This window comes from Prochlorococcus marinus XMU1408, assembly GCF_003208055.1.
GTDB classification, from domain to species: domain Bacteria; phylum Cyanobacteriota; class Cyanobacteriia; order PCC-6307; family Cyanobiaceae; genus Prochlorococcus_B; species Prochlorococcus_B marinus_A.
The window spans coordinates 324,978-348,097 of sequence record NZ_QJUE01000002.1 but is presented as its reverse complement, the minus strand read 5'-3'; the positions used below and the strand labels follow the sequence as shown (position 1 = coordinate 348,097).

Genomic DNA, 23,120 nt, shown 5'->3' with positions numbered 1-23,120 from the left:
ATCAACTTCTTAATCTATCTAAAACCGACCTATCTTCCAGCGTACTCGTATCACCACTAATCTCATCACCAGAGGCCAGTGCTCTCAAAATTCTGCGCATTATTTTTCCACTTCTAGTTTTGGGAAGAGCGTCAGTGAATTTAATTTCGTCAGGCTTGGCAATAGGACCTATTTCACTAGCAACATGTTTTTTCAAATCCGCATTAATACTCTCGTTTGCTTCTGCTCCGGTTTTCAATGTGACAAAGGCTACTATTGATTCTCCTTTTAAATTGTCAGGTCTACCCACAACAGCTGCCTCTGAGACCAAATGATGACTAACCAAAGCTGATTCTATTTCCATTGTGCCAAGCCTATGACCAGAGACATTTATAACATCATCAACTCGACCCATTACCCAAAAATAACCATCTTCATCTTTTCGGGCGCCATCTCCAGCAAAATACATATAGCCGTTATCTAAAGGATTTAAATACTCCCAGTAACTCTCTCTAAATCTTTTTTCATCTCCATAAACATTTCTCATCATCCCAGGCCATGGCCTTTTAACTACCAAATAGCCACCTTCATTATTCGCTACAGACTTTCCATCTGAATTGACTACATCCGCCTCAATTCCAGGCAAAGGGAAAGTTGCTGATCCTGGCTTTGTTGGGGTCGCACCAGGAAGAGGGCTAATCATTACTCCACCAGTTTCTGTTTGCCACCAAGTATCCACTATTGGGCAGTTTCCTCCTCCAATGACATCTCGATACCAAATCCAAGCCTCAGGATTAATGGGCTCTCCAACAGTTCCTAAAAGTCTCAAACTGGATAAATCATATTGATTAGGAATATTTTTGCCTGCTTTCATAAAAGCCCTTATCGCGGTTGGGGCAGTATAAAAAATCGAGATTTTATGCTTTTGAATTACATCCCAAAAAGCCCCTGGATTTGAAGGTCTAGGAACTCCCTCATACATAACAGTGGTTGCGCCGTTAGAAAGTGGACCATAGACAATATAACTATGCCCTGTTATCCACCCCACATCAGCGGTACACCAATAAACATCATTCTCACGAATATCAAAAATCCATTTAAAAGTTAAATGAGACCATAGGTTATAACCAGCAGTTGTATGAACTACTCCTTTTGGCTTGCCTGTCGAACCAGAGGTGTATAAAACAAATAAGCAATCCTCACTATCCATTTGTTCGGACAAACATTCTTCTGATTGACTATCGACAATTTCATGCCACCAATAATCCCTGCCATCATTCATGTCAATAGGTTTTTTAGTCCGTTGAACAACTAAAACTGATTGGACCTTTGGACAAGCACCACCTTCCAATGCTGAATCAACAGCTTCCTTAAGAGGAATCACTTTATCTTTTCTAAAGCCACCATCAGCTGTAATTATTGCTTTCGCTTCTCCGTTAATCAATCGGTCCCTAAGCGCCTCAGAAGAAAAACCTCCAAAAACGACAGAATGTGGTGCTCCGATCCTTGCACAAGCAAGCATTGCAATTGCAGCTTCAGGGACCATAGGCATATACAAAGCCACAAGATCTCCTTTACCAATACCTATTGACTTGAGTGCATTAGCTGCCTTGCAAACTTCTTTATGTAATTGTTTATAGGTATATTTTTTTTGATCGCCTGGCTCACCTTCCCAAATTAAAGCAATTTTTTCAGCTGTTGAGCTATTTAAATGCCGATCTAAACAATTGAAGGATATATTGGTTTTTCCTCCATCAAACCATTTAGCAAATGGTGGTTTTGACCAATCAAGAACTCTATCAAAAGGTTTAAACCAATGTAATTCTTGTCTAGCTGCATCACCCCAAAACTTATCTGGATCGGATTTAGCCATCTCTGAGATTTCCAAGTACCTTGAAAAAGATGAGATTCTACTTTTACTAGCAAAGTCATCAGAAGGCGGAAAAACTCTCTGCTCCTGAAGAACAGACTCAATAGAGTTAGAATTGTCTGAATTCATGAAAGATAAAACAACTTTTCATTTATTGCATTCAAGCTATTTCTGACCAAAAGGCTTGAATAGTGAAACTCTTATTTAAAACAAATTCATAATGAATAAAAATTGGAATTTTCCTAAAGCATTATTATTCGATCTTGATGGTGTTCTAATTGATTCAGAACCCTTACATGGACAAGCATGGAAAGAAACTGCCGCGCTTTTTGATCTAAATCTAACTTATGGCCAACTAAAACTCTTAAGAGGCAGAAGAAGAATTGATTGCGCAAATGAAATTATTAAAATGATTCCCAAGAAGGTTAAGACAGAAGACTTACTCAACCTTCACAAGCCTATATCGAGACGACTCATTATCAGCGCACAAGCAATGCCAGGTAGTGAAAGTTTGCTCAAAAGATGTCATAAAAATAATATTCCAATGGCCTTAGTAACTAGTAGCAGCTCGGAATCTATACAAATAAAAACTGCGCATCATAAATGGATGAATCTATTTTCTGTAAAGATTCTTGGCGATGATAAATCACTAGTTCAAGGGAAGCCTGCTCCAGATCCATATCTTTTAGCTGCTAAAAAATTAAATATTGATCCCAAAGAGTGCTGGGCTGTTGAAGATTCAATTTCTGGTGTATCTTCAGCACTGAAGGCAGGCTGTTTTGTTTTATTTTTAAAAGAGAGTGATCAGAAAATAGATAAAAAAGATTTCTTTGAAAAAAATAATAATTTAAAGAAAATTCACGACTTAAAAGAAATAGAAGAAATGTTAGATTTGCACCAAATTAATAAAGTCTACTTATAACGAATTCCGGTAATTCAAGTAATGCTTTTTTTGATGGTGAATCTGGCAACCAAGAAATTGAATCTTTTGACTCAGATGCAAATTTTTCAGCTAGTTCTCTTGATTTTTTGATAGCACTTGAATCTCTCACGAGAGACAAAGCTTTATCAAGATCATCTTTTTTTGAGAATTTATTATTAATAAGTTCACCAAGAGTTGGATTATCCTCTAAAGCATAGAAAACAGGAGCAGTAAGATAACCGCTCTGAAGATCACTAGCCGCTGGCTTTCCTAATTGTTCATCATTACCAGTAAAATCTAGAATATCATCGACCACTTGAAAAGCCAAACCTAATTGTCTTCCAAAAAAATATAATGAATTTAAGCTCTCAGAATTTACATCAGATAAAACACCTATTGCCTTGGAACTATTAGCAATAAGAGAAGCTGTTTTACAATAACTTTTTTCTAAATAACTCTCAAAAGATTGACTTGAATCAAATCTATTAAGACCCTGCTTTATTTCACCTTCGGCCAGGTCCATTATCACCCTACTTAACAACTTAACAACATCTAAATTCTCAAGATTTGCTAAATGCCAACTCGCTTGTGCAAATAAAAAATCCCCCGCAAGAACAGCTATTCTTGGATTAAAGCGACTATGAACAGTTTCAACACCTCTTCTCGTATCGGCTTCATCAACGACATCATCATGCACAAGAGAAGCGGTATGAATCATCTCAGTGATTTGGGCCAATTTTCGATGTTTCAAAGGAAGATCTTTTTCAGAAGTTAAAGCTCTGGAAATTAATAAAACTATTCCAGGTCTTAATCGTTTCCCCCCTGCACTAAAAAGATGTTCTGCAGCCGCCTGCAAAATTGGGTGTCCAGCACCAATAAGGCTGCGAAGATCTGAAAGCAATGCTTCTAGATCAAGTTCTACAGGTTGAAGAATTTCAGTGGCTGTGGTCATAAAAGCGCTCTACTTTTCAATATTAAGAGACACAACGCTTCTTCTGCAGCGAAACGAGTTTAACTTCAGGAAACACATTCATCCATTGCTTAGCTCTGTAAGAAAAGTCTTTAGGATCAGAGGTTGCATAAAACTTTGAATCAACTAAATATTTCTTCTTTGAAAAATTGCTTGTTTTTGAATCCATATATAGCTTTAACTTCAAAGCAAGAGTCTGGGCGGGGTCAATCAATTTGACACTAGTGGGTAATATCTCTGTAAGCAAAGAAGTTATAAGAGGATAGTGACTGCAACCAAGGATAATAGACTCAATTTTTTGCTTTAAAAGAGGTTCTAAATATCCAATTGCTAAATCAATAATCTCATCTGAATTAATTTTATTCATTTCAATCATTGGGACAAATTCGGGACAAGATTGTTCAATTACAAAAGTTCTTGGATTAAATTCTAAAATCGCATTTGTATAAGCTTTAGTTTTAACTGTAGTAGGAGTAGCAAGAACCCCCACTCTGGATTCTTGGATAGTTGAGGAAGCAGAGCGAATCAAGTCGAAAACAGGTACATCTAATTTATTTTTGATAACATCCAAGGCAATTGCATTTGTTGTGTTACAAGCAACTAAGAAAGCATCGATATTCTGAGAAATAAACCATTCTGATATTTCATCAGCAAATTGAATTATCTCATTAGATGTTTTCACTCCGTAGGGAATTCTTGCGGTATCAGCTAAATATATAAATGAAACATTAGGGCATAAATCAACAACCTTTTTTAAAATTGTCAAACCGCCAACACCGCTATCAAACAATCCAAGACGCATACTTAATTTGATACTTTGAGATAATTAAGTATCCCCTTAGCAATAGCAAAAGACATTTTGTATCTGTAAGCTTTTTGACGTAATAAAGAGGCATCATAAATACCAGTAACAAATCCAATCTCTACAAGAGCTGCAGGCATAGATGTTTTTCTAATTACATAAAAACGAGATCTCCGAACACCTCTATCTGGGCTTTGGGTAGAAGTTATTAAAATTTGTTTATGAATATTTTTAGCTAAGGAATAGCCTTTATATCCAGAATAGTAATAAGTCTCTAAACCATTTACTTCCTTTCTTTTTCCTCTAGTCGCATTCGCATGAATGCTAACGAAAGCATCTGCTTTTGAGTTATTAGCTTTTTCAACTCTAGGTTGTAAATCTAATGTTCTCTCATAATTACGAGTTAGTAATGTTTTAACCCCTTTCTTTGTTAAAAATTCAGAAACATTCTTTGACACCTCTAACACAATATCAGTCTCTCTTAATCCATTTATACCAACAGCACCAGGATCTGAACCACCATGCCCAGGATCTATCACAACTTTATACTTCCCATAAGGAACATTTGGCAAAGATGAAATATCTAAATCCTGAATATTGATTTTTTCAAAAGTTCGTTTTATAGAGTTTCTTAAAATATTACCTTCTCCAATAGAGCTAAAAGAATTACTTTCTAAACCAATAAATTTCAGCTCCCAAGTGTTTGGAGAAATCCCAATTAATTTTAATTTTGAATATTCTAATTCAACTGATGGTAAAAACTCAATAACAAGCCTTGTAATACCATCAGAAGGTTTTCCTAACCTGATTTCCTTTACAGATCCATTGCCTTTTAAAGTTCTAGGCCTACTTAATTCTCCAGGAAAATCAACCCATACTCTTTCACCTTTATCATTAGTAGATGGTTGAAAAAAAGCATCTAATTTCGTCCCAGAAGAAGTTCTTAATTTAAGACTGCCATCACTAGATAATGCCCATGCAGCAAGTGCACTAGCGGATCTGAGAGGCAAAGAAAGAAAAAAGTTGGAACAAAAAATTAATCCCGCAACCAATCCTAATTTGGACTTTAAAGATTGATCTTTAAACATCAACTAAAAAGCTCTGTTTTTCGATGTTTAAGACTTGGCATTTGTCCTCTAATCCTTTCTACTCTTTCTTTATCAGCAGGAGCTATTGCTGCCCCTTGAACAACTCCCGCATCTGCTAAAACTGTCCCCCATGGATCAATAACCATCGCATGACCATGACTTTGTCGTCTGCCATAGTGGCGTCCTGTTTGAGCTGGTGCAACAACATAAGCGGTATTTTCTATTGCTCTTGCTTGAAGTAAAACCTGCCAATGATCTTTTCCAGTAAAAGCAGTAAAAGCAGCTGGAATCATTAATAGATCAGCGCCTTTATTGACCAAATCACGATAAAGCTCAGGAAAACGAACATCGTAACAAATAGATAATCCTATTTTACAAAGATCAGGAACATCAACGACAGGTGGAGACTGACTTCCCGACACTATTGTTTCAGATTCTCTATAAGTATTTCCTTCAGGAAGATCAACATCAAAAAGGTGAATTTTATCGTATCTTGCCAAGGATTGGCCATCTTTTCCAAACAACTCTGCCCTGTTTAACGTTCTAACGCCATCACCAGCGGGGACAGGAAAGCCACCTCCTAGCAAAACGACTTGATATCTCCTTGCCATTGTCACTAAAAAACTATTACATTTTTCGTATATTGAGGATGCAATTTTTAGTTTTTTTTGGTCCTCCCCCAAAAAAGCAAAGTTTTCAGGGAGCCCGACAAGATCTGCCCCCCGCCTTGACGCCAACTCAATTTGTTCTTCTGCAGCATTGAGATTTGCATCTATATCTGAGGTACTTGTTAGCTGTAAGGCCGCAGCCAAAAAATCTGACACTGAGTTAAAAAATAAAAATAATTTAAAAGTTAGTTTGAGCGAAGTACGCCCATCTCAATCTGTTTTGGAATAACAGAAAGGTTGTCCAAAGAGGCGCAACAAGCAAAATCATCATCATGATTACCTATTCCTGCAAGTCTTTGTCCATGACTTGCAATACGTAAACATCCTTCAACATCATTCTCCCATGTTTTCCATAAAGCTATGGAGGACATTAATTCATCATTTAAAATGTGAACTGACTCTAATTGATCCATTAGCAGAGAGGCCAAAGCTCCAGCGGCCAATGAGTCCTCTAAAGAATAAGAGCCTTCCCACCCACTACCAACTATCCATACTTCCTGGGGATTGTCAGTTTTTAATCTTTCAGCAATGGCTTTTCTATTTGGAAGTGCCATTGTATACAAACTTTTTGATTCTCTAACTCGATGAAGTGATCTTGTTCCATTGGTAGTACTCATAAAAACTCTTTTACCTTTTACTCGCTCGGTTGAGACTCCTAATGGAGAATTCCCCAAGTCAAATCCATCTAATTTTTTTCCTCCTCGCTCACCAACAAGAATCTTTTCTTTATCGTCAAAATTCTTAGCATGATTTTTAAGTTCATCAACATCTGCAAACACTTGCACTGAATCAGCACCATTTTCAAGGGCCCAGGCAATTGTTGTTGTGGCTCTAAGAACATCAATCACTACTGAAGATTCAGGAATAATTCCACTAGGAACATCCGCAGCTACATAAAAATAAGAAAGTTTCATTTCCACAAAGGCTGATAACTTGCGTCACAGTAACTAGATAAATAGGTTAATCGTGCAGACCTTCATGAAATTATTTCGTCAAGAACCTCTTACACGGGACATTAGAGATTTTCTTACTCTTCTAGAAAAAAAAGGTCAATTAAAGAGAATAAGCTGCCAAGTTGATAGTGACTTAGAAATTGCTGCGATAAGTGACCGAGTCTTAGGGATGGGAGGACCTGCTCTACTTTTTGAAAATGTAAAAGATTCATCAATTCCTGTTGTAGTTAATTTGCTTGGGACGATGGAAAGGGTGGTTTGGAGTATGGGCTTAGACAAACAAGAAGAGTTGGAAGACTTAGGAAAAAAATTAGCCCTTCTTCAGCAACCGCGACCACCGAAAGGATTTAAAGAAACCAAAGCATTTGCTTCAGTTGCTTGGGATCTACTTAAAGCTCGCCCTGATATTGATCTTTTACCACCATGCCATCAAAAAGTAATCGATGAAAAAGATTTGGATCTAAATCTTTTACCACTTTTGCGTCCCTGGCCAGAGGATGCAGGAGGTGCCATCACGTTAGGTCTAGTGATCACAAAAGATCCAGAGACAGGAGTACCAAATGTTGGTGTTTACAGGCTACAAAGACAATCTGCCAAGAGCATGACAGTACATTGGTTAAGTGTTAGAGGAGGCGCCAGGCATCTTCGAAAAGCAGCTGCTATGAATAAGAAATTAGAAGTTGCTGTAGCTATTGGAGTTCATCCACTTCTTGTAATGGCTGCCGCAACTCCTATTCCAGTACAGCTCAGCGAGTGGCTCTTTGCAGGTTTATATGCAGGAGAGGGAGTTCGATTAACAAAATGCAAAACTATCGATTTACAGGTACCAAGTCATAGTGAAATAGTTTTGGAAGGATTCATTTCTCCTGGAGAAGAAATGATGGATGGTCCTTTTGGAGACCACATGGGGTTCTATGGCGGTGCTGAGTCTTCACCTTTAATCAGATTCCACTGCATGACCCAAAGGAAAAACCCAATATTTTTAACAACCTTCAGTGGTAGGCCTCCAAAAGAAGAGGCAATGCTGGCAATAGCCCTGAATCGAATTTATACACCCATACTCAAACAACAAATCCCTGAAATTATTGATTTTTTCCTTCCAATGGAAGCGTTGAGTTACAAATTAGCCGTTATCTCAATAGACAAAGCATATCCTGGTCAAGCAAAAAGAGCTGCCATGGCTTTTTGGAGTGCTTTACCCCAATTCACCTATACAAAATTTGTCGTCGTCGTCGACTCAACCATAAACGTAAGAGACCCTAGACAAGTAGTTTGGGTCTTGTCCAGCCAAGTCGACCCTCAAAGAGATTTATTTGTACTAGAAAATACTCCTTTTGATACTCTTGATTTCGCAAGTGAACATATAGGCTTAGGTGGAAGATTAGCTATTGATGCAACTACAAAGATTGGCCCAGAAAAAAATCATGATTGGGGTAAGCCATTAACAAGGCCTAAAGAACTTGAAGACAAAGTAGATGAAAGATGGGCCGAACTAGGATTATCAGAGCTAGAAAATAAACAACCGAGTCCAGAATTATTTGGTTACGTTATTGATGAGCTAATGCGTCAAAAAAAGATAAACAATTCATAAATAAGGAATTAAAGCTTATTGATAAATAAAATAAAATAAAAATATTGTTTTTTCATTGAAAGTTCCCACTAAAGATCAGTATTTAAGAGACCTTCATAGAGGAGGGGAGCTCTGCGGGAAGGTTAAAGTACCTGGAGACAAATCAATATCACACCGTGCACTACTGTTTGGGGCAATAGCTAAAGGGAAAACAATAATTGAGGGGCTCTTACCTGCTGAAGATCCATTAAGTACAGCTGAATGCCTGAGATCAATGGGAGTAAGAATTAGTCCCATTAAAAAAGGAGACATTGTTGAAGTTGATGGTGTTGGATTAAATGGTCTTCAAGAGCCTCAAGATATTTTGAATTGCGGAAATTCAGGAACAACTATGAGATTAATAATGGGATTATTAGCTGGCCAAGAAGATCATCATTTCATACTTACGGGAGATAAATCACTTCGAAATAGGCCAATGAAAAGAGTTGGACAGCCATTAAAAATGATGGGGGGTAAAGTTTCAGGAAGAAGCGGTGGAGACTTCGCTCCGCTATCGATTGTTGGGAATAAATTAAGAGGTGCAGTAATTGGTACTCCAGTAGCAAGTGCTCAAATAAAATCTGCAATCCTACTTGCTGCTCTTAATGCAGAGGGCTCAACCACTGTTATTGAACCCGCCAGATCTAGAGATCATAGTGAAAGGATGTTAAAAGCCTTTGGAGCTAATCTAGAAGTAGGTGGTGAAATGGGTAGACATATAACTGTTTACCCTGGGAAAGATCTAAAAGGTCAATCAATTATCGTTCCAGGTGATATTAGTTCAGCAGCATTTTGGCTTGTTGCAGGTAGCATCATTCCTGGATCAGAACTAATTATCGAAAATGTTGGTCTAAACCCAACGAGGACTGGAATACTGGACGTACTAGAAAAAATGGATGCAAAAATCAATGTAACCAACAAAAGAGATGTTGCCGGTGAACCTGTTGGAGACATTGAGGTCTTCTACAAAGAGAACTTGAAACCATTTAATCTTGATGGTGAGATAATCCCTCGACTAGTAGACGAGATACCCATATTGTCTGTAGCTGCATGTTTCTGCAACGGTATCAGTAAAATAACAGGAGCAGGTGAATTAAGAGTCAAAGAAACTGATCGTTTAGCGGTAATGGCCAGGCAATTAAAAAGAATGGGAGCAAAAGTAGAAGAGCACCAAGATGGTTTAACTATTTATGGAGGGAGTAATTTAAGAGGATGCGAGCTTGATAGCGAAGATGATCACCGCATAGCCATGAGCTTAGCGATAGCATCAATAATGGCTAATTCTAATTCAACATTAAAACGTAGTGAAGCTGCGGCAATCTCATATCCTGATTTTTGGAGTGATCTCAAAAGACTCCAACAAAAATATTAGCTTCTTTTTTAGAGTTGGATGATTTAAAGAAACAAACAACAAAAGATGGAAGTTTAAGTCTTTATAGCTCGAACTATGAAGAATGTTTTCATGATACTGAAGGAGCACTTAAAGAATCAATTAATAAATATCTCTTACCCGCTCAATTAGATCGATTTTCCAACTCAAAAAAAATAGTTGTTTTAGATGTTTGTATGGGCTTGGGATATAACACTGGATCTATTCTTGAAGAACTGCTTAAACGCAATCATAAAATCGAGTGGCATGGTCTTGAGATTGATCAAAGGCCTTTAAATATTGGTCTTAATGAAAAAACATTTCAAAAGCTTTGGTCTCCAAAAGTATTGAGATTTTTCGATTGCTTAAAAAAATCAGAAAGATGGATAGAAGGTCTTAATAAAGGTACTATCCACTGGGGCGATGCAAGACAAAAAATATCTGAAATACAAGATTCACTGATGTTTGATTTGATCCTTCTTGATCCTTTTTCTCCACAAAAGTGTCCAGAACTTTGGAGTGAACAATTCATATCTTTATTATCCTCAAGGCTATCTTTAAATGGACGTTTGATTACTTATTCAAGTGCTGCTTCAATAAGAGCGAGTTTAAAAAAAGCTGGTTTAAAAATCTATTCAATAATCCCCTCAACAGATAAGCAAAACAAATGGAGCTTGGGAACCGTTGCTATGAAACAACAATTAGAACAACAATTCATTTCAAAAAATTGTCAGATTAAAAACTTGAGCGATAGGGAATTAGAACATCTCAATACTCGATCATCAATTCCATATAGAGATCCAACCGGGAGAGGTAACTCTAAAGAAATCATTTTATCTAGAGAGATAGAACAATCTAAAAGTCAATTAATAAACACATCCTCCTGGAGAAAAAAATGGAATGCTGCGCAATGACAATAAAGCAATTAGATTTCTAAAAAAAATACTCTAATGCTTGCCATCGCAATTTTAGCGGCTGGGAAAGGTACGCGAATGAAAAGCGACCTACCTAAGGTTCTTCACTCATTAGCAGGAAAATCGCTCATTGATAGAGTGTTATCTTGTACTCAACGACTAAATCCAAACCGTAGACTAATAGTTGTAGGACATCAAGCCAACGTAGTAAAAGACTCTCTAAAAAATTATCAAGATTTAGATTTTGTACTTCAACAACCTCAAAACGGAACTGGACACGCTATTCAACAATTAGGTACCCAATTAAAAGGATTTAAAGGAGAGCTTTTAGTTTTAAATGGCGATGTGCCATTGCTAAAAGAGGAAACTTTAAATTCACTTTTAAAATTTCACAAAAAGTCCAATGCGAGTGTTACTTTTTTATCTGCAAGTTTAGAATCGCCAACAGGATATGGACGAGTAATCACAAATGAATCAGGACTAGTTAGCGAAATCATTGAAGAACGAGATTGCACCAATGAACAAAGAAAGAATAAATTAATAAATGCTGGTATATATTGTTTTAATTGGCAACAATTATCAGATGTTTTAAATTTATTATCTAGCAAAAATAGTCAAAATGAACTATATCTAACTGATACAATAAAATTACTCAAAAAAGCATTGCATTTTGAAGTCGATGATCCATTTGAGGTTAAAGGCATTAATGATAGATATCAACTCTCTGAATGCGAACAACATATCCAAGAAACGCTTAAATCCTTTTGGATGAGTAAGGGTGTTTCATTTATTGATCCTATTAGCTGTTCGCTAAGCGAGGATTCAGATTTTGGTACAGACGTAATTATTGAGCCACAAACTCATCTTCGTGGTAAATGCAATATTGGGAATGGATGTCGTTTAGGACCGGGCAGTGTCATAACAAATTCAACGCTTGAGAAAAATGTTCTAGCCATTCATTCATTCATCAATGAAGCAACGATTGGGAACAATACGTCAATTGGTCCATTTGCTCATATAAGACCGGAATCAAGCATAAGCGAAAATTCTAAGATAGGGAACTTTGTAGAAATAAAAAAAAGTTTTATTGGTGAAGGAACAAAAATCAATCATTTAAGCTATGTAGGCGATTCAACTCTAGGGAAAAATATTAATGTGGGAGCAGGAACTATTACAGCTAATTTTGATGGCAAGAATAAACATAGAACAATAATTGATGATTATTCAAAAACTGGTGCAAATTCAGTCTTGGTTGCACCTATAAAGATCGGTTCTCATGTAACGATTGGAGCAGGCTCAACTATAAGTAAAGATATCCCAGATCAGAGTTTAGTAGTTGAAAGATCAAAAGCAATAATTAGAAAAAAAAATAATTAACTAGAACATCAAGCTTATTGCTGTAAATAAGGTAATACTTTTTCTAGTTCCAATTTGCGACTACCTTTAATCAAAATATTATCTCCCGGTGTAAGCCATGACAATAGTGCTAAAGCTGCATCTTTTGGAGTTCTAACTACTTCATGCTTTGGTAATTCTTTGATTATTTTCTTTATGATATTAGATTCCTTACCACAAGAAACAAAAACAATTCCAGTAAGACCTAACTCAACGGCTCTTTGAAAAACCTTTTTATGAAGTTTAATACTCTCTGAGCCTAACTCAAGCATTGTACCTAAAACTGCAAAGTGTCGTCCAGGCTTACTTACTAATAATTCTAACGATGCAATAACAGACTCAGGAGAAGCATTATACGTCTCATCTAAAACTAAAAACTTTCCATAATCGACCAATCTATTTCTTCCTTTTGGCATATTGATATTAAATTTATTAAGATTCTTTATTGATAGCCCCAATTCAGTTGCAACAGTAAGGGCCATCATAAAATTCATAGCATTATGTCTACCTTCTAAAGGCAATTTTAATTTAAGCTTCTCAAAATATATGAGATTATTTTGCATATCAATTTGAGAAATATAATCTGGTTCTATATCATTAAAAGCAAAATCATCATCACCAGATCCCAACCAATCCAATGAATAATCCTCTATAGCTACTCGAACAATACGACCTGACCATTTTTCTCTTAAAGCTTTCTCTAAAAGATTGTCCCCAAATGGAATAATTACAACGCCGTCAGGTTTTAAATTTGTAGTTATTTCTGACTTGGCTTTTGCAATATTAGCTCTACTACCAAGAATGCCAATATGAGCTTGCCCAATATTTGTAATAATTGCGATGTCAGGTTCAGCAACTTTTGAAAGACGTTCAATTTGACCCAAGCCACGCATACCCATTTCAAGTACATACGCAGCATCGCTTGCTGACCCTCTTAGCAGAGTCTTGGGGACTCCAATATCGTTATTTTCATTATCTCTACTTGAAACGATTTCACCAAGGGAAGACAAAACTAACCGAATCAATTCTCTTGTAGTTGTTTTTCCAACAGATCCAGTAACAGCAACAACAGGGAGATTTAATTTTCTCCTATGAAGCAACGCGATCTGATGATAAGCAAAAAGAGTATCTGGGACCAACCAATGAGGTAAGCCACTTGGGACTAAACCATTAAATTCTTTTGCAACTATTGCTGCTTGTATACCAATATCACAAGCCATTCCTAAAAAATCATGACCATCAAATTTATCACCTACTAAAGGAACAAAAAAATTTCCTTTTTCAATTGTCCTTGTATCAGTAGAAATAAAACCAATAGGTAAATCAAGGTCAATTTTCTCTTGATTAATTGGTTTCCCCCAAAGTTTTGTTAAATCTTTAAAAGTAATATCCATATAACTATTTGGAAATAAGCAAATTCAATTAAATCATCAAAAATCCTATGATTTTATTTTTTTACTTAACCCTTTCCTTGAAGGATCTGCTTCTTGCCCATAAGAAAATTTTTCAATTTCTGCAGCATCTGGAGAGGGTTCCTTAATCCCACAAACATCTTTATACATCAACTCATACTCCTTAGCTGATCTATCCCAACTATATTTATTTGACATTGCTCTTAGTTGCAAATCCTTCCAACTTTTTTGATGCCTGTACGCTTCCCAAGAACGAACTAATGCTGTATAAAAATCAATTGGTTCGTATCGATCAAAACAGAATCCAGAACCAGTTTCATTCATAGGGTTATAAGGCTCGACAGTGTCAACCAGACCACCTACTTTTCTAACTATAGGTATAGAACCATAACGCATAGCTAATAACTGACTTATTCCACATGGTTCAAAACGACTAGGCATTAGGAATGCATCAGAGCCTCCATAAATCAGCCTAGATAATGCATCGTCATACGTAAGGAAAACTGAGAAACGACCTGGATACTCAATTGCCAATTGCCATAAAGCTGACTCTAGATAGCGATCACCTGTACCAAGGACAACGACTTGAGAGTCAGTATAAGAAAGAAGTCTATTAGCTACTTGCAATAAGAGATCAATACCTTTTTGATCAACAAGTCTACCAACCATTCCCATTAGATATTTATCTGGATTCACTTCAAGTCCCATTCTTTCTTGAAGAACTCTTTTATTAATTGCTCTACCAGAAATATTATCAGAACTAAATTTAGCTGGTAATGAATTGTCCGTTGCTGGATTCCATTCTTCTAAATCAATTCCATTTAAAATTCCACGTAGTTTGCCAGAAATATAATTCAAAAGTCCCTCTAATTTTTCTCCATATTCAGATGTACAAATTTCCCTTGAATAGGTAGGAGAAACTGCATTCACTCTATCGGCGTATAACATTGCTGATGCCATGGTGTGGTCACCATGCATATACCATGGGCACCAAGTTATTTGATCAAGTTTCCATCTCCATGGACCTTGATACTTGAGATTGTGAATAGTAAATACTGTACTAATTTCAGGGTCCTGATGCATCCAAACTGGAATCATTCCAGTATGCCAATCATGACAATGGAGTACTTGCGGCTTCCAAGAATTCCATGCAAATTCAGAAACTGCGCTAGCAAAAAAAGTAAACCTCCAATCTTCATCCTCTCCGCCATAAATACGCTCAGAATCAAAACAAGGATGTCCAACTAAATAAATTGGCAACCCATTAGAGGGATGCCTTGTTTCATAAACTTCGAAATCAACCCCCATTGTGTTAGCACGAAAAACAGGCTCAGGAGAAATATCCATCAAGGTCCATAATTTTCCATACCCTGGAATTATTAATCGAACGTCATGTCCAAGTTTTTTCAAGGCAGGAGGCAATGAACCAACGACATCACCCATTCCTCCAACTTTTATCATTGGGGCACATTCAGCAGCAGCAAAAAGTATTCGCATTTAATTCATAAAAAAGTACGATTTATCTTTTTGGATAAATCAAATAAAATCATGGAAGCCATTTTGATTTAGAAAAATCAGGATCCCTTTTATCCATGAAAGCATCTCTTCCCTCCTTTGACTCATCAGTCGTATAAAAAAGATGTGTTGCCTGACCTGCAAGCTCTTGGATACCTGCTAAACCATCCGTATCGGCATTAAAAGAAAATTTCAAACATTTTATAGCAGTTGGACTGTTTTGAAGTATTTCTCTCGCCCATTTAACACCTTCTGACTCGAGCAAATTCAATGGTGAAATTTTGTTGATAAGCCCCATTTCTAATGCTTCATTTGCTCCATATTTCCTACAAAGGAACCAAATTTCTCTGGCCTTTTTTTGGCCTACAACCCTAGCTAAATAACTTGATCCGAAACCAGCATCAAAACTACCTACCTTAGGACCAGTCTGACCAAATATTGCATTTTCAGCAGCCAAGCTCAAATCACAAACTAAATGTAAAACTTGTCCGCCCCCAATTGCAAAACCTGGGATAAGAGCAATAACTACTTTAGGAAGGCTACGAATTATTCGCTGTAAATCAAGGACATTTAAACGAGGGACTCCATCATCACCGAGATAACCTCCACTTCCCCGAACAGTTTGATCTCCACCAGAACAAAAAGCAAACTTTCCATCTTTAGAAGGACCAACTCCTGTAAGTAATACCACTCCAATATCAGGATCTTCTCTGATTCTGATAAACGCATCACAAAGTTCTGAAATAGTTTGAGGCCTAAAAGCATTTCTTTTTTCAGGACGATTTATCGCAACTCGAGCAATCCCCTCAGGGCTAACGTCAAGGAAAATATCTTTGTATTCACCAATAGCAACCCATGAGGTAATAATTTCCCCAGGCAAAACTCTTCTAGAGATATTTTTAGGATTAATAGGTTCTAAGGCCATTGTTTAAATCTCATTAATCAAAACTTAATAAGTTCTCAGGTAATCTTTTTTTTAGATCATTACGTAAACTTACTCTCAATTTATGATCTTCAATAGAGTTAGTACAAACTCTTATTAATGCATTAGTTGATAAAGAAAAGCTCCATTCAATCGCTTGCTCTAAATCATCTATGCATGCTACCTGCTTATATTTCACCCCATAAGCTTTAGCAAGTGTCAGAGGACAAACTTGTTGAGGCATAAGAAAAATCTCTTTAAAATCACCCTCTTCAACCTGATCTATATTTAGCTGGTTAAAAATACCACCTCCTCCATTATCTATCATTATTACTATTAGACTAATATTCCTATCCTTCGAAAACAACCATCCATTTGTATCATGAAGAAGTGCTAAATCACCTGTAACTAATATCATCCTTCCCATAATTATTGATAATCCCATCCCCATTGAAAGTGTCCCATCAATTCCTGAAGCTCCTCTAAACCCAAAGCATCTTCTTAAAAAAGCCCCCTCTCCTGAATAATTCAACCAATCTCTTATAGGACTACTTGAGGCAAGCATTACAGGAATAGACTTTGGCAATAATCTAGGAAGCAATCTAGCCAAAGCAGGTTCAGTAATTATTGCTTTTCTCAATAACCTTTTATCAAGCCAATTATTGATAAATAAATCATATTTTATTAGTTCCGAAGTAAATTTTTCACTAATAATATTTTTATTTGTTTTAGGCAATGTTGAAATACTCCCTATGGATTTATTAACCCAATAAGAAAATCCTTCACTAAATTGAGTTGAACCACCAATAGGATCAAGATTTCTATAATCTCCCTCAGTAATAAGTAATTGAATTTTTCCAGGTTTCTCTAGCCAAAATTGTAATTCTCTACTTGGAGGTAATGGCCCCAATCGTAAAACTTGGATTTGCTTAACTGTTTCAAATAAACTTGTTGAGAGAATAAGATTCCAGTGCTTTATCAATCCCTCTTGATTATTTTCAACTCCAGAAAGTGGATCCGCAAGAATTGGCCATCCAGATAATTTTTGCCATTTTTTTAATGCATTTCTAAAAGAATCAAGTTGTTTTGCTTTCCCCCTCCAAGGACCAACAATTATTATTCCTAATGAAAATGGATCTAATCTTGGAAGCTTCAAAGATGAAACATTTGAAAGAAAATCTCCCGAACTTGAAGTGATTTTTTTTGTTGAAAATCCATCAATTTCCCATCCATTTATAACTTCTTTTTGATCAAGCACACAAGGGTGCAAAGGCTCTTCATAAGGGAGGTTTATATGAACTGGACCAGGAATATTTTTAGCCATTTCAAACGACTTTCCTACTAGAGAATTAAGTCTTTCTCTAGAAATTAAATGAATTCCTTCTCTAGGAGTTTCATCATAATGTCTACAAACAGACTTCAAGAAATCCTCTTGATTCACTGCTTGATTCGCACCACATTCTTTTAATCTCAAAGGTCTATCTGCGGTTAAAAACAAAAGGGGGTGGCATGATCTATCTGCCTCAACTGCTGCAGGCAAAAGATTAGCGACTGCAGTTCCAGAAGTTGTAATAACGCAAGTCACTTGACCACTTGCAGCACTTATTCCCAATGCAAGGAAAGCAGCCGATCTTTCATCAATAGATGTTATTAGAATTAATTCTTTTTTTTTATATAAACTTGCCGCCGCTAAAGCAAGAGGTCCTGATCTACTTCCAGGGCAAAGGATAATATGTTTCATTCCCTTTGCTACTAGAGTTTTGAGGAGCTCTAAGCTAATAAAAAAATTGTATCGTGCTAATGAAATTTCCAAAAGAACAACTATTTCAAATTTTGTAGAAATTTTTCTAACAAGAAACTAAAACAAAAAAAATTCATGACATCAACTGGATCAAAAAAAAATCAAAACCAAAATAGCTGGAAAGGATGGATTATTTGGATATTAATTGCGCTTTTATTAAGATGGCAAGCAGTTGAACCTAGATGGATCCCTTCTGGATCAATGATTCCAACTTTACAAATTCAAGACCGCATATTGATAGAGAAAATAACCCCCAGACTTAATAAAAAACTAAATAAACATTTATCTCTAAATACCATTGTAATTTTCAAACCTCCAAAAATTCTTACAGATGCTGGGTATAGCGATGGTTCAGCATTGATAAAAAGAGTTGTTGGATTACCGGGAGATAAAATAAAAGTTTCAAATGGAAAACTATATAGAAATGAAAAAGAAATAAATGAACCCTGGATTAAAGAACCCATTCAATATGAAATGGAAGCAATAAAAGTACCTGATTTTTCACTATGGGTTTTAGGAGACAACAGAAACAACAGCTTAGATTCTCATATTTGGGGACCTCTCCCTGAAAAAAATCTTATAGGCACAGCACTTGCAAGGTACTGGCCATTAAAAGAAATAGGACCTATTCGGTTCCCATAACCTAAATTAAATTTTATAAGAGTACTTTTTGCGATATTCTATAAATACATATAAAAAACTGGATGTTTAATCCTGAATTTTTAGCTACTGACAATAATGAAGGCCATGAGGCAAATGCGCTAATTCAATACTTACAAGATCAACCTGCAGATGTTTTGCAAAGAGTTGCTAAATCTGCTAGTCCTGAAATCCAAGAAATAATCAGACACAACGTCCAAGGTTTGCTTGGAATGCTTCCTGGGGAACAATTTGAGGTAAAAGTAACCTCTAGTAAAGATAACCTTGCTAGTTTATTAGCCTCAGCCATGATGACTGGTTATTTTTTAAGACAAATGGAACAAAGAAAGCAATTAGAAGAAACACTTTTATCTGACGAGGATATGTCAGTCGACCCGGATAAAATTTAATCGCCAAATTTTTCTAACGGGTTTTTAGGGACTACACCAATTTTCAATAATTTTTGATCTAACCAGCTTAGGAATCCAAAGTCACCTTCGTTATTAGCCCAATCTGATTTATTAATTTTATTTTTTAACGCTTGTATTTCATTTTTTGAGAATCTAACTTTACCGCTGTAATGAGCAGAAATTAGCCAAGAAATACCCTGTAAGGATTCAATATTCTTCAGCCAAGTTATAAAAGCTTTTTGTGCTCTAGGGAAAACCAATCTTTCTATTACAGGAGCAATTTGTATTAAAGGATTGTTTTTTCCAACAATTTTTTTAGCAGACAACTCCCAACCTTTTTGCCAATTAAAAGGATATATTCCAAAATGTGCTCTTTTGTTTCTTAAATTTGGTTTGAAAGAATTTTCAAAAATTTCTTTTATTTTTGGTATCTCCAACTTTTCAGGTCTTAAATAAGAAGCAAAAAGAACCAAACGAAGCCATCCTTTTCTTCTCGCGATTGGAGAGTCAATAAGATCTTCAGAACCCTTATCCCTTGAATGAAACAATAAAGGTGTAGGGTCTAAATCAAAGAGCTCTGGAGGAGTCTCTTCAATACCCACAAGTGCATCAGTTACCAAAAGAGATTTTGATGGTTTATGAAAACAAGATATTTCTTGAAAGCGTCCTAGTCCAATATCAATTGGACCCAATGGGAGCCAGTCACAATAATCACTATGAGGAAATCCATCCGCCAATAAAATATTTGTTCTTTTAGACGGAATTCCCAACCAATCAAAAGGCAATTGAAATGGGAAACTCCATTGTCCTGGGCAAACCCATATTTTTGAATCAGGAAAAGCTCTAGCCAAAGCAGGAAGAGCAATTTTATGTTCCAAACCAGAGGCCGTTGGTAAAACAATAGTTTTTACAGGGCCGATTTTTTTTACAAGTACATCAATGTCTCTTAGCAATTCTTCCGTGGGAGGTAGAGGGTTAATTATCATCAATTCATTCTTTACTCTTACAACTAATAGCCTCACAGGGACAGCAACATAATAAATTCCCTGAAGTTGTTCAAAACTCCAAATCTGATTAGGAACTAATTCCCTGAATATTGTTCTTTTTCTGCCATAAGGATAGAGCGGTAAAAGTGGCCACCAACTCCATTTTTGTTCACTAGAAAAATTACTCATCGTTTGCTTAATTTAATTATTATTTATAAAAGTCTGGTTTTTAAATATTCCATATCTTGGGGCAAATAAAAATGCTATTAGAAAAATTAATGTTTGAACTAAAACGATAGATCCACCTGTTTCAATATCTGACCAATAACTTATATACACACCTAGAATGCTTGAAAATGAGCTGCTAATTACTGCTAATAAAGTCATTTTGTCAAAACGATCAGTCAGCAAGTAAGCTGTAGCACCAGGCGTAATAAGCATTGCTACTACTAAAATAATACCAACAGTTTGCAAACCTACTACTGCAGATAGAGATAACAACGTTAGCAATAAATAATGAAGCATGCCTGTATTTATACCTATAGACCTTGCATGCTTAGCATCAAAACAATAAAGCATTAAATCTTTTCTAAATATAAGCAAAATAGATATAACAATAAACGAAATTATTAAAGTCTGGTTAACATCTGAGCGTGAAATCCCTAGAGGACTTCCAAAAAGTATTTGCATTAGATCAATATTACTTTTAATTTTTGAAACCAATACAAGACCTAATGCGAAAAAGCCGGTAAAAACAAGTCCTATAACTGTATCTTCTTTGATCCTAGATTTTTGTTTGACGAATCCAATTAAAGCAACTGAACCAACTCCAAAAACAAAAGCACCTAAAGAGAAAGGGAGCCCTAGTGCATAAGCAACAACTACTCCTGGCATAACTGCATGAGAAACAGCATCACCCATTAAGGCCCAACCTTTTAATGTCATATAACAAGATAAAAGCCCACAAACACCTCCAACTAATGCGCTAACCATTAAAGCTCTTCTCATGAAATCATGCGTTAATGGATCCAATAACCAATCAATTGGCGTAATGGAAATTAGAAATTCACTCATTTATAAAATTTTTACTTGAAGTTGGACCTGATAAAGGATTTGGTGGAATTCCTCCAAATGTTTTATTTAAATTTTCCGAAGTAAAAACTTCCGAGGTTTCACCATACGCAAGAACAGTTTTATTGATAAGGACAACAAAATCACAAAAATCTCGCACATGATTCAGGTCATGAGTAGATATCAAAATAGTATGTCCTTCTTGTCGGAACTGAAGAAATAGATCAGCCATAAGCTTTTCAGTGGGTACATCAACTCCAGAAAAAGGTTCGTCTAAAAGAAGCACTGATGCTCGTTGAGCAATTGCTCTTGCAAGAAAAGCTCTTTTGCGTTGTCCACCAGATAAAGATCCTATTGGTCGTTCTCTGAGATCCAAAAGATCAACTCGCTCAAGGGCATGAACAACTGCTCTTCTATCTGACTCTCTTGGTATTCGGAAAATATTCATCGCACCATATCTCCCCATCATCACAACATCCCAAACACTCACAGGGAATGAATAATCTATTCCTTCGTTCTGAGGAACATATGCAACCGATTGCTCCTTTTGAGCTTGATTAACCTTAATCCCATTAATCCTTATTTTTCCCCTTGATGGTCTAACAAAACCCATTAGAGCTTTAAAAAAAGTTGATTTTCCTGCACCATTCATCCCAACAAGACCACATATAGAACCTGCTTTTAAATTTAAACTTGCGTCATAAAGAGCGACTGTACCGTTGTAGTCAACACAAACTTGGTCTGCCTCAATACGCATAAAATCTTTCTCGTGACTTTTAAAAATTGGGTTCATTATTTTGTCACTTCTGAGTTGGATAGGCCCTTAATAATTAATCGAACATTGTGCCTTAGTAAATCTATATAGGTAGGAGCAGGACCATTTATATCTGAGAGTGAATCAACGTAGAAGGTCCCACCAAAAACAGCTCCGCTTGATTTCACGACTTCCATTTGTGCTTCTGCACTCACAGTGCTTTCACAAAAAATTGTTGGGATTTCATTTTCTTTAATTGTTTTTATTAGATTAACCATTCTCCTAGGGGTTACTTGACTTTCAGCATTAACTGGCCACAAATATGCCTCATTCATTCCGTAATCACGGGCTAAATAAGTAAAGGCACCTTCGCATGTCACCAAAAATCTTCTTTCTTTAGGAATAGAGGATAATGAATCTCTTAGCTCTTTATCAAGCAATTCAAGTTTAGCTTTATAGGTTGAAGCGTTAGATGTATATTCAAGAGCTCCATCAGGATCAATTTTGATAAAAGCATCAACTATTTTATCTACATAATTCATAGCTCTTTTGGGCGACATCCAGGCATGAGGATTTGGCTTCCCTGAATAAAGATCACCCTCTATCAATAATGGCTTAATCCCCTCGGTTAATTTCACACTGGGAATATCGCCAGTGCTAATCATAAATTTCGAAAACCACGCTTCAAGACCTAAACCATTTTCAATAATCAGTTTTGCTCCTTTAGTTTTTACAATATCACTAGGTGTAAATTGATAACTATGGATTTCTGCTCCTGGTTTCGTTATTGATTTAACTAGAAGTCTATCCCCAGCAACATTTCTAGCAAGATCGGCCAAAATTGTAAAAGTAGTTAAAACAAAAGGCTTATCATTACTTGGTCCATAAGTGTTTTTATTTACACATCCTGTCAGGAATAAAATATTTAAAGCAAGGAAAATAGATAAACTAAGTATCTTGTTTTTCTTATAAATATAATCAGAAACAACCTTTTTATTAAACATATATTTGAAATTAGAAAATATTAATGTTTTATCTAAATATAAGTCAAAGATATACCAGAAGAAAAGT

Annotated in this window: 21 protein-coding genes; 7 read left to right on the top strand and 14 right to left on the bottom strand. The window is 36.1% G+C overall.

The window, feature by feature from the left end; all coding sequences use genetic code 11:
* Position 1: 1 nt before the first annotated feature.
* The gene (gene acs / locus DNJ73_RS03350; protein ID WP_158466297.1) at positions 2-1,978 is read right to left on the bottom strand and encodes an acetate--CoA ligase; all 1,977 of its coding nucleotides are present in this window, start codon (positions 1,976-1,978) and stop codon (positions 2-4) included.
* A 91-nt stretch (positions 1,979-2,069) separates the two neighbouring features.
* Between acs and DNJ73_RS03345 the strand changes: the two genes are divergently transcribed.
* A complete protein-coding gene (locus tag DNJ73_RS03345; protein WP_158466296.1) occupies positions 2,070-2,771 on the top strand; it encodes an HAD family hydrolase in 702 nt (233 codons plus the stop codon).
* On the opposite strand, the gene sds is transcribed toward DNJ73_RS03345, so the two are convergent.
* Genes sds through DNJ73_RS03320 form a run of 5 tightly spaced genes read right to left on the bottom strand, consistent with a single transcriptional unit; the run spans position 2,752 to position 7,213 of the window.
* A complete protein-coding gene (sds, locus tag DNJ73_RS03340) occupies positions 2,752-3,723 on the bottom strand; it encodes a solanesyl diphosphate synthase (protein ID WP_158466295.1) in 972 nt (323 codons plus the stop codon). The genes DNJ73_RS03345 and sds overlap by 20 nt on opposite strands.
* A gap of 22 nt (positions 3,724-3,745) precedes the next feature.
* Complete coding sequence (gene murI, locus DNJ73_RS03335; protein WP_158466294.1) at positions 3,746-4,543, bottom strand: glutamate racemase; 798 nt, start codon at positions 4,541-4,543, stop codon at positions 3,746-3,748.
* A 2-nt stretch (positions 4,544-4,545) separates the two neighbouring features.
* A complete protein-coding gene (locus DNJ73_RS03330) occupies positions 4,546-5,631 on the bottom strand; it encodes an N-acetylmuramoyl-L-alanine amidase (protein ID WP_158466293.1) in 1,086 nt (361 codons plus the stop codon).
* A complete protein-coding gene (locus tag DNJ73_RS03325) occupies positions 5,631-6,455 on the bottom strand; it encodes a carbon-nitrogen hydrolase family protein (protein WP_158466292.1) in 825 nt (274 codons plus the stop codon). Before DNJ73_RS03325 ends, DNJ73_RS03330 begins: the two co-directional genes overlap by 1 nt.
* Positions 6,456-6,484: 29 nt before the next feature.
* Entirely contained in the window at positions 6,485-7,213 is a 729-nt protein-coding gene (locus DNJ73_RS03320) for a 2-phosphosulfolactate phosphatase family protein (RefSeq protein WP_158466291.1), read from the bottom strand.
* Between the two features lie 64 nt (positions 7,214-7,277).
* Here DNJ73_RS03320 and DNJ73_RS03315 point away from each other — a divergent pair, with 64 nt between their 5' ends.
* Genes DNJ73_RS03315 through glmU form a run of 4 tightly spaced genes read left to right on the top strand, consistent with a single transcriptional unit; the run spans position 7,278 to position 12,521 of the window.
* Complete coding sequence (locus tag DNJ73_RS03315; RefSeq protein WP_158466290.1) at positions 7,278-8,843, top strand: UbiD family decarboxylase; 1,566 nt, start codon at positions 7,278-7,280, stop codon at positions 8,841-8,843.
* Between the two features lie 55 nt (positions 8,844-8,898).
* Complete coding sequence (aroA, locus tag DNJ73_RS03310) at positions 8,899-10,233, top strand: 3-phosphoshikimate 1-carboxyvinyltransferase (RefSeq protein ID WP_158466289.1); 1,335 nt, start codon at positions 8,899-8,901, stop codon at positions 10,231-10,233.
* Positions 10,234-10,247: 14 nt separating this feature from the next.
* Positions 10,248-11,144: an MnmC family methyltransferase gene (locus DNJ73_RS03305; RefSeq protein ID WP_158466288.1), complete on the top strand. Its 897-nt coding sequence runs from the start codon at positions 10,248-10,250 to the stop codon at positions 11,142-11,144.
* 36 nt (positions 11,145-11,180) lie between these two features.
* On the top strand, positions 11,181-12,521 hold the full coding sequence (gene glmU, locus DNJ73_RS03300) for a bifunctional UDP-N-acetylglucosamine diphosphorylase/glucosamine-1-phosphate N-acetyltransferase GlmU (protein ID WP_158466287.1): 1,341 nt from the start codon (positions 11,181-11,183) through the stop codon (positions 12,519-12,521).
* A 14-nt stretch (positions 12,522-12,535) separates the two neighbouring features.
* Here glmU and murF read toward each other — a convergent pair whose 3' ends face one another.
* From murF to menD, 4 genes are read right to left on the bottom strand one after another with little or no spacing between them, the layout of a single operon-like run.
* On the bottom strand, positions 12,536-13,933 hold the full coding sequence (murF, locus tag DNJ73_RS03295) for a UDP-N-acetylmuramoyl-tripeptide--D-alanyl-D-alanine ligase (protein ID WP_158466286.1): 1,398 nt from the start codon (positions 13,931-13,933) through the stop codon (positions 12,536-12,538).
* Between the two features lie 45 nt (positions 13,934-13,978).
* A complete protein-coding gene (glgA, locus tag DNJ73_RS03290; RefSeq protein ID WP_158466285.1) occupies positions 13,979-15,448 on the bottom strand; it encodes a glycogen synthase GlgA in 1,470 nt (489 codons plus the stop codon).
* 49 nt (positions 15,449-15,497) lie between these two features.
* Positions 15,498-16,391 carry a 1,4-dihydroxy-2-naphthoyl-CoA synthase gene (gene menB / locus DNJ73_RS03285; RefSeq protein WP_187152541.1) on the bottom strand — a complete coding sequence of 298 codons (894 nt, stop codon included), beginning with the start codon at positions 16,389-16,391 and terminating at the stop codon, positions 15,498-15,500.
* A 13-nt stretch (positions 16,392-16,404) separates the two neighbouring features.
* Positions 16,405-18,201 carry a 2-succinyl-5-enolpyruvyl-6-hydroxy-3-cyclohexene-1-carboxylic-acid synthase gene (gene menD, locus DNJ73_RS03280; RefSeq protein WP_158466284.1) on the bottom strand — a complete coding sequence of 599 codons (1,797 nt, stop codon included), beginning with the start codon at positions 18,199-18,201 and terminating at the stop codon, positions 16,405-16,407.
* A gap of 63 nt (positions 18,202-18,264) precedes the next feature.
* Between menD and lepB the strand changes: the two genes are divergently transcribed.
* Entirely contained in the window at positions 18,265-18,831 is a 567-nt protein-coding gene (gene lepB / locus DNJ73_RS03275; RefSeq protein ID WP_158466283.1) for a signal peptidase I, read from the top strand.
* Between the two features lie 62 nt (positions 18,832-18,893).
* Entirely contained in the window at positions 18,894-19,238 is a 345-nt protein-coding gene (locus DNJ73_RS03270; protein WP_158466282.1) for a DUF760 domain-containing protein, read from the top strand.
* On the opposite strand, the gene DNJ73_RS03265 is transcribed toward DNJ73_RS03270, so the two are convergent.
* The 4 genes from DNJ73_RS03265 to DNJ73_RS03250 are packed head-to-tail and all read right to left on the bottom strand — an operon-like array spanning position 19,235 to position 23,053.
* The gene (locus tag DNJ73_RS03265) at positions 19,235-20,413 is read right to left on the bottom strand and encodes a DUF4336 domain-containing protein (protein ID WP_158466281.1); all 1,179 of its coding nucleotides are present in this window, start codon (positions 20,411-20,413) and stop codon (positions 19,235-19,237) included. The genes DNJ73_RS03270 and DNJ73_RS03265 overlap by 4 nt on opposite strands.
* A 12-nt stretch (positions 20,414-20,425) precedes the next feature.
* Complete coding sequence (locus tag DNJ73_RS03260; protein WP_158466280.1) at positions 20,426-21,298, bottom strand: metal ABC transporter permease; 873 nt, start codon at positions 21,296-21,298, stop codon at positions 20,426-20,428.
* Entirely contained in the window at positions 21,291-22,088 is a 798-nt protein-coding gene (locus DNJ73_RS03255) for a metal ABC transporter ATP-binding protein (RefSeq protein WP_158466279.1), read from the bottom strand. The genes DNJ73_RS03260 and DNJ73_RS03255 overlap by 8 nt, the downstream gene beginning before the upstream one ends.
* The gene (locus DNJ73_RS03250; protein WP_158466278.1) at positions 22,088-23,053 is read right to left on the bottom strand and encodes a metal ABC transporter substrate-binding protein; all 966 of its coding nucleotides are present in this window, start codon (positions 23,051-23,053) and stop codon (positions 22,088-22,090) included. The genes DNJ73_RS03255 and DNJ73_RS03250 overlap by 1 nt, the downstream gene beginning before the upstream one ends.
* Positions 23,054-23,120: the final 67 nt, after the last annotated feature.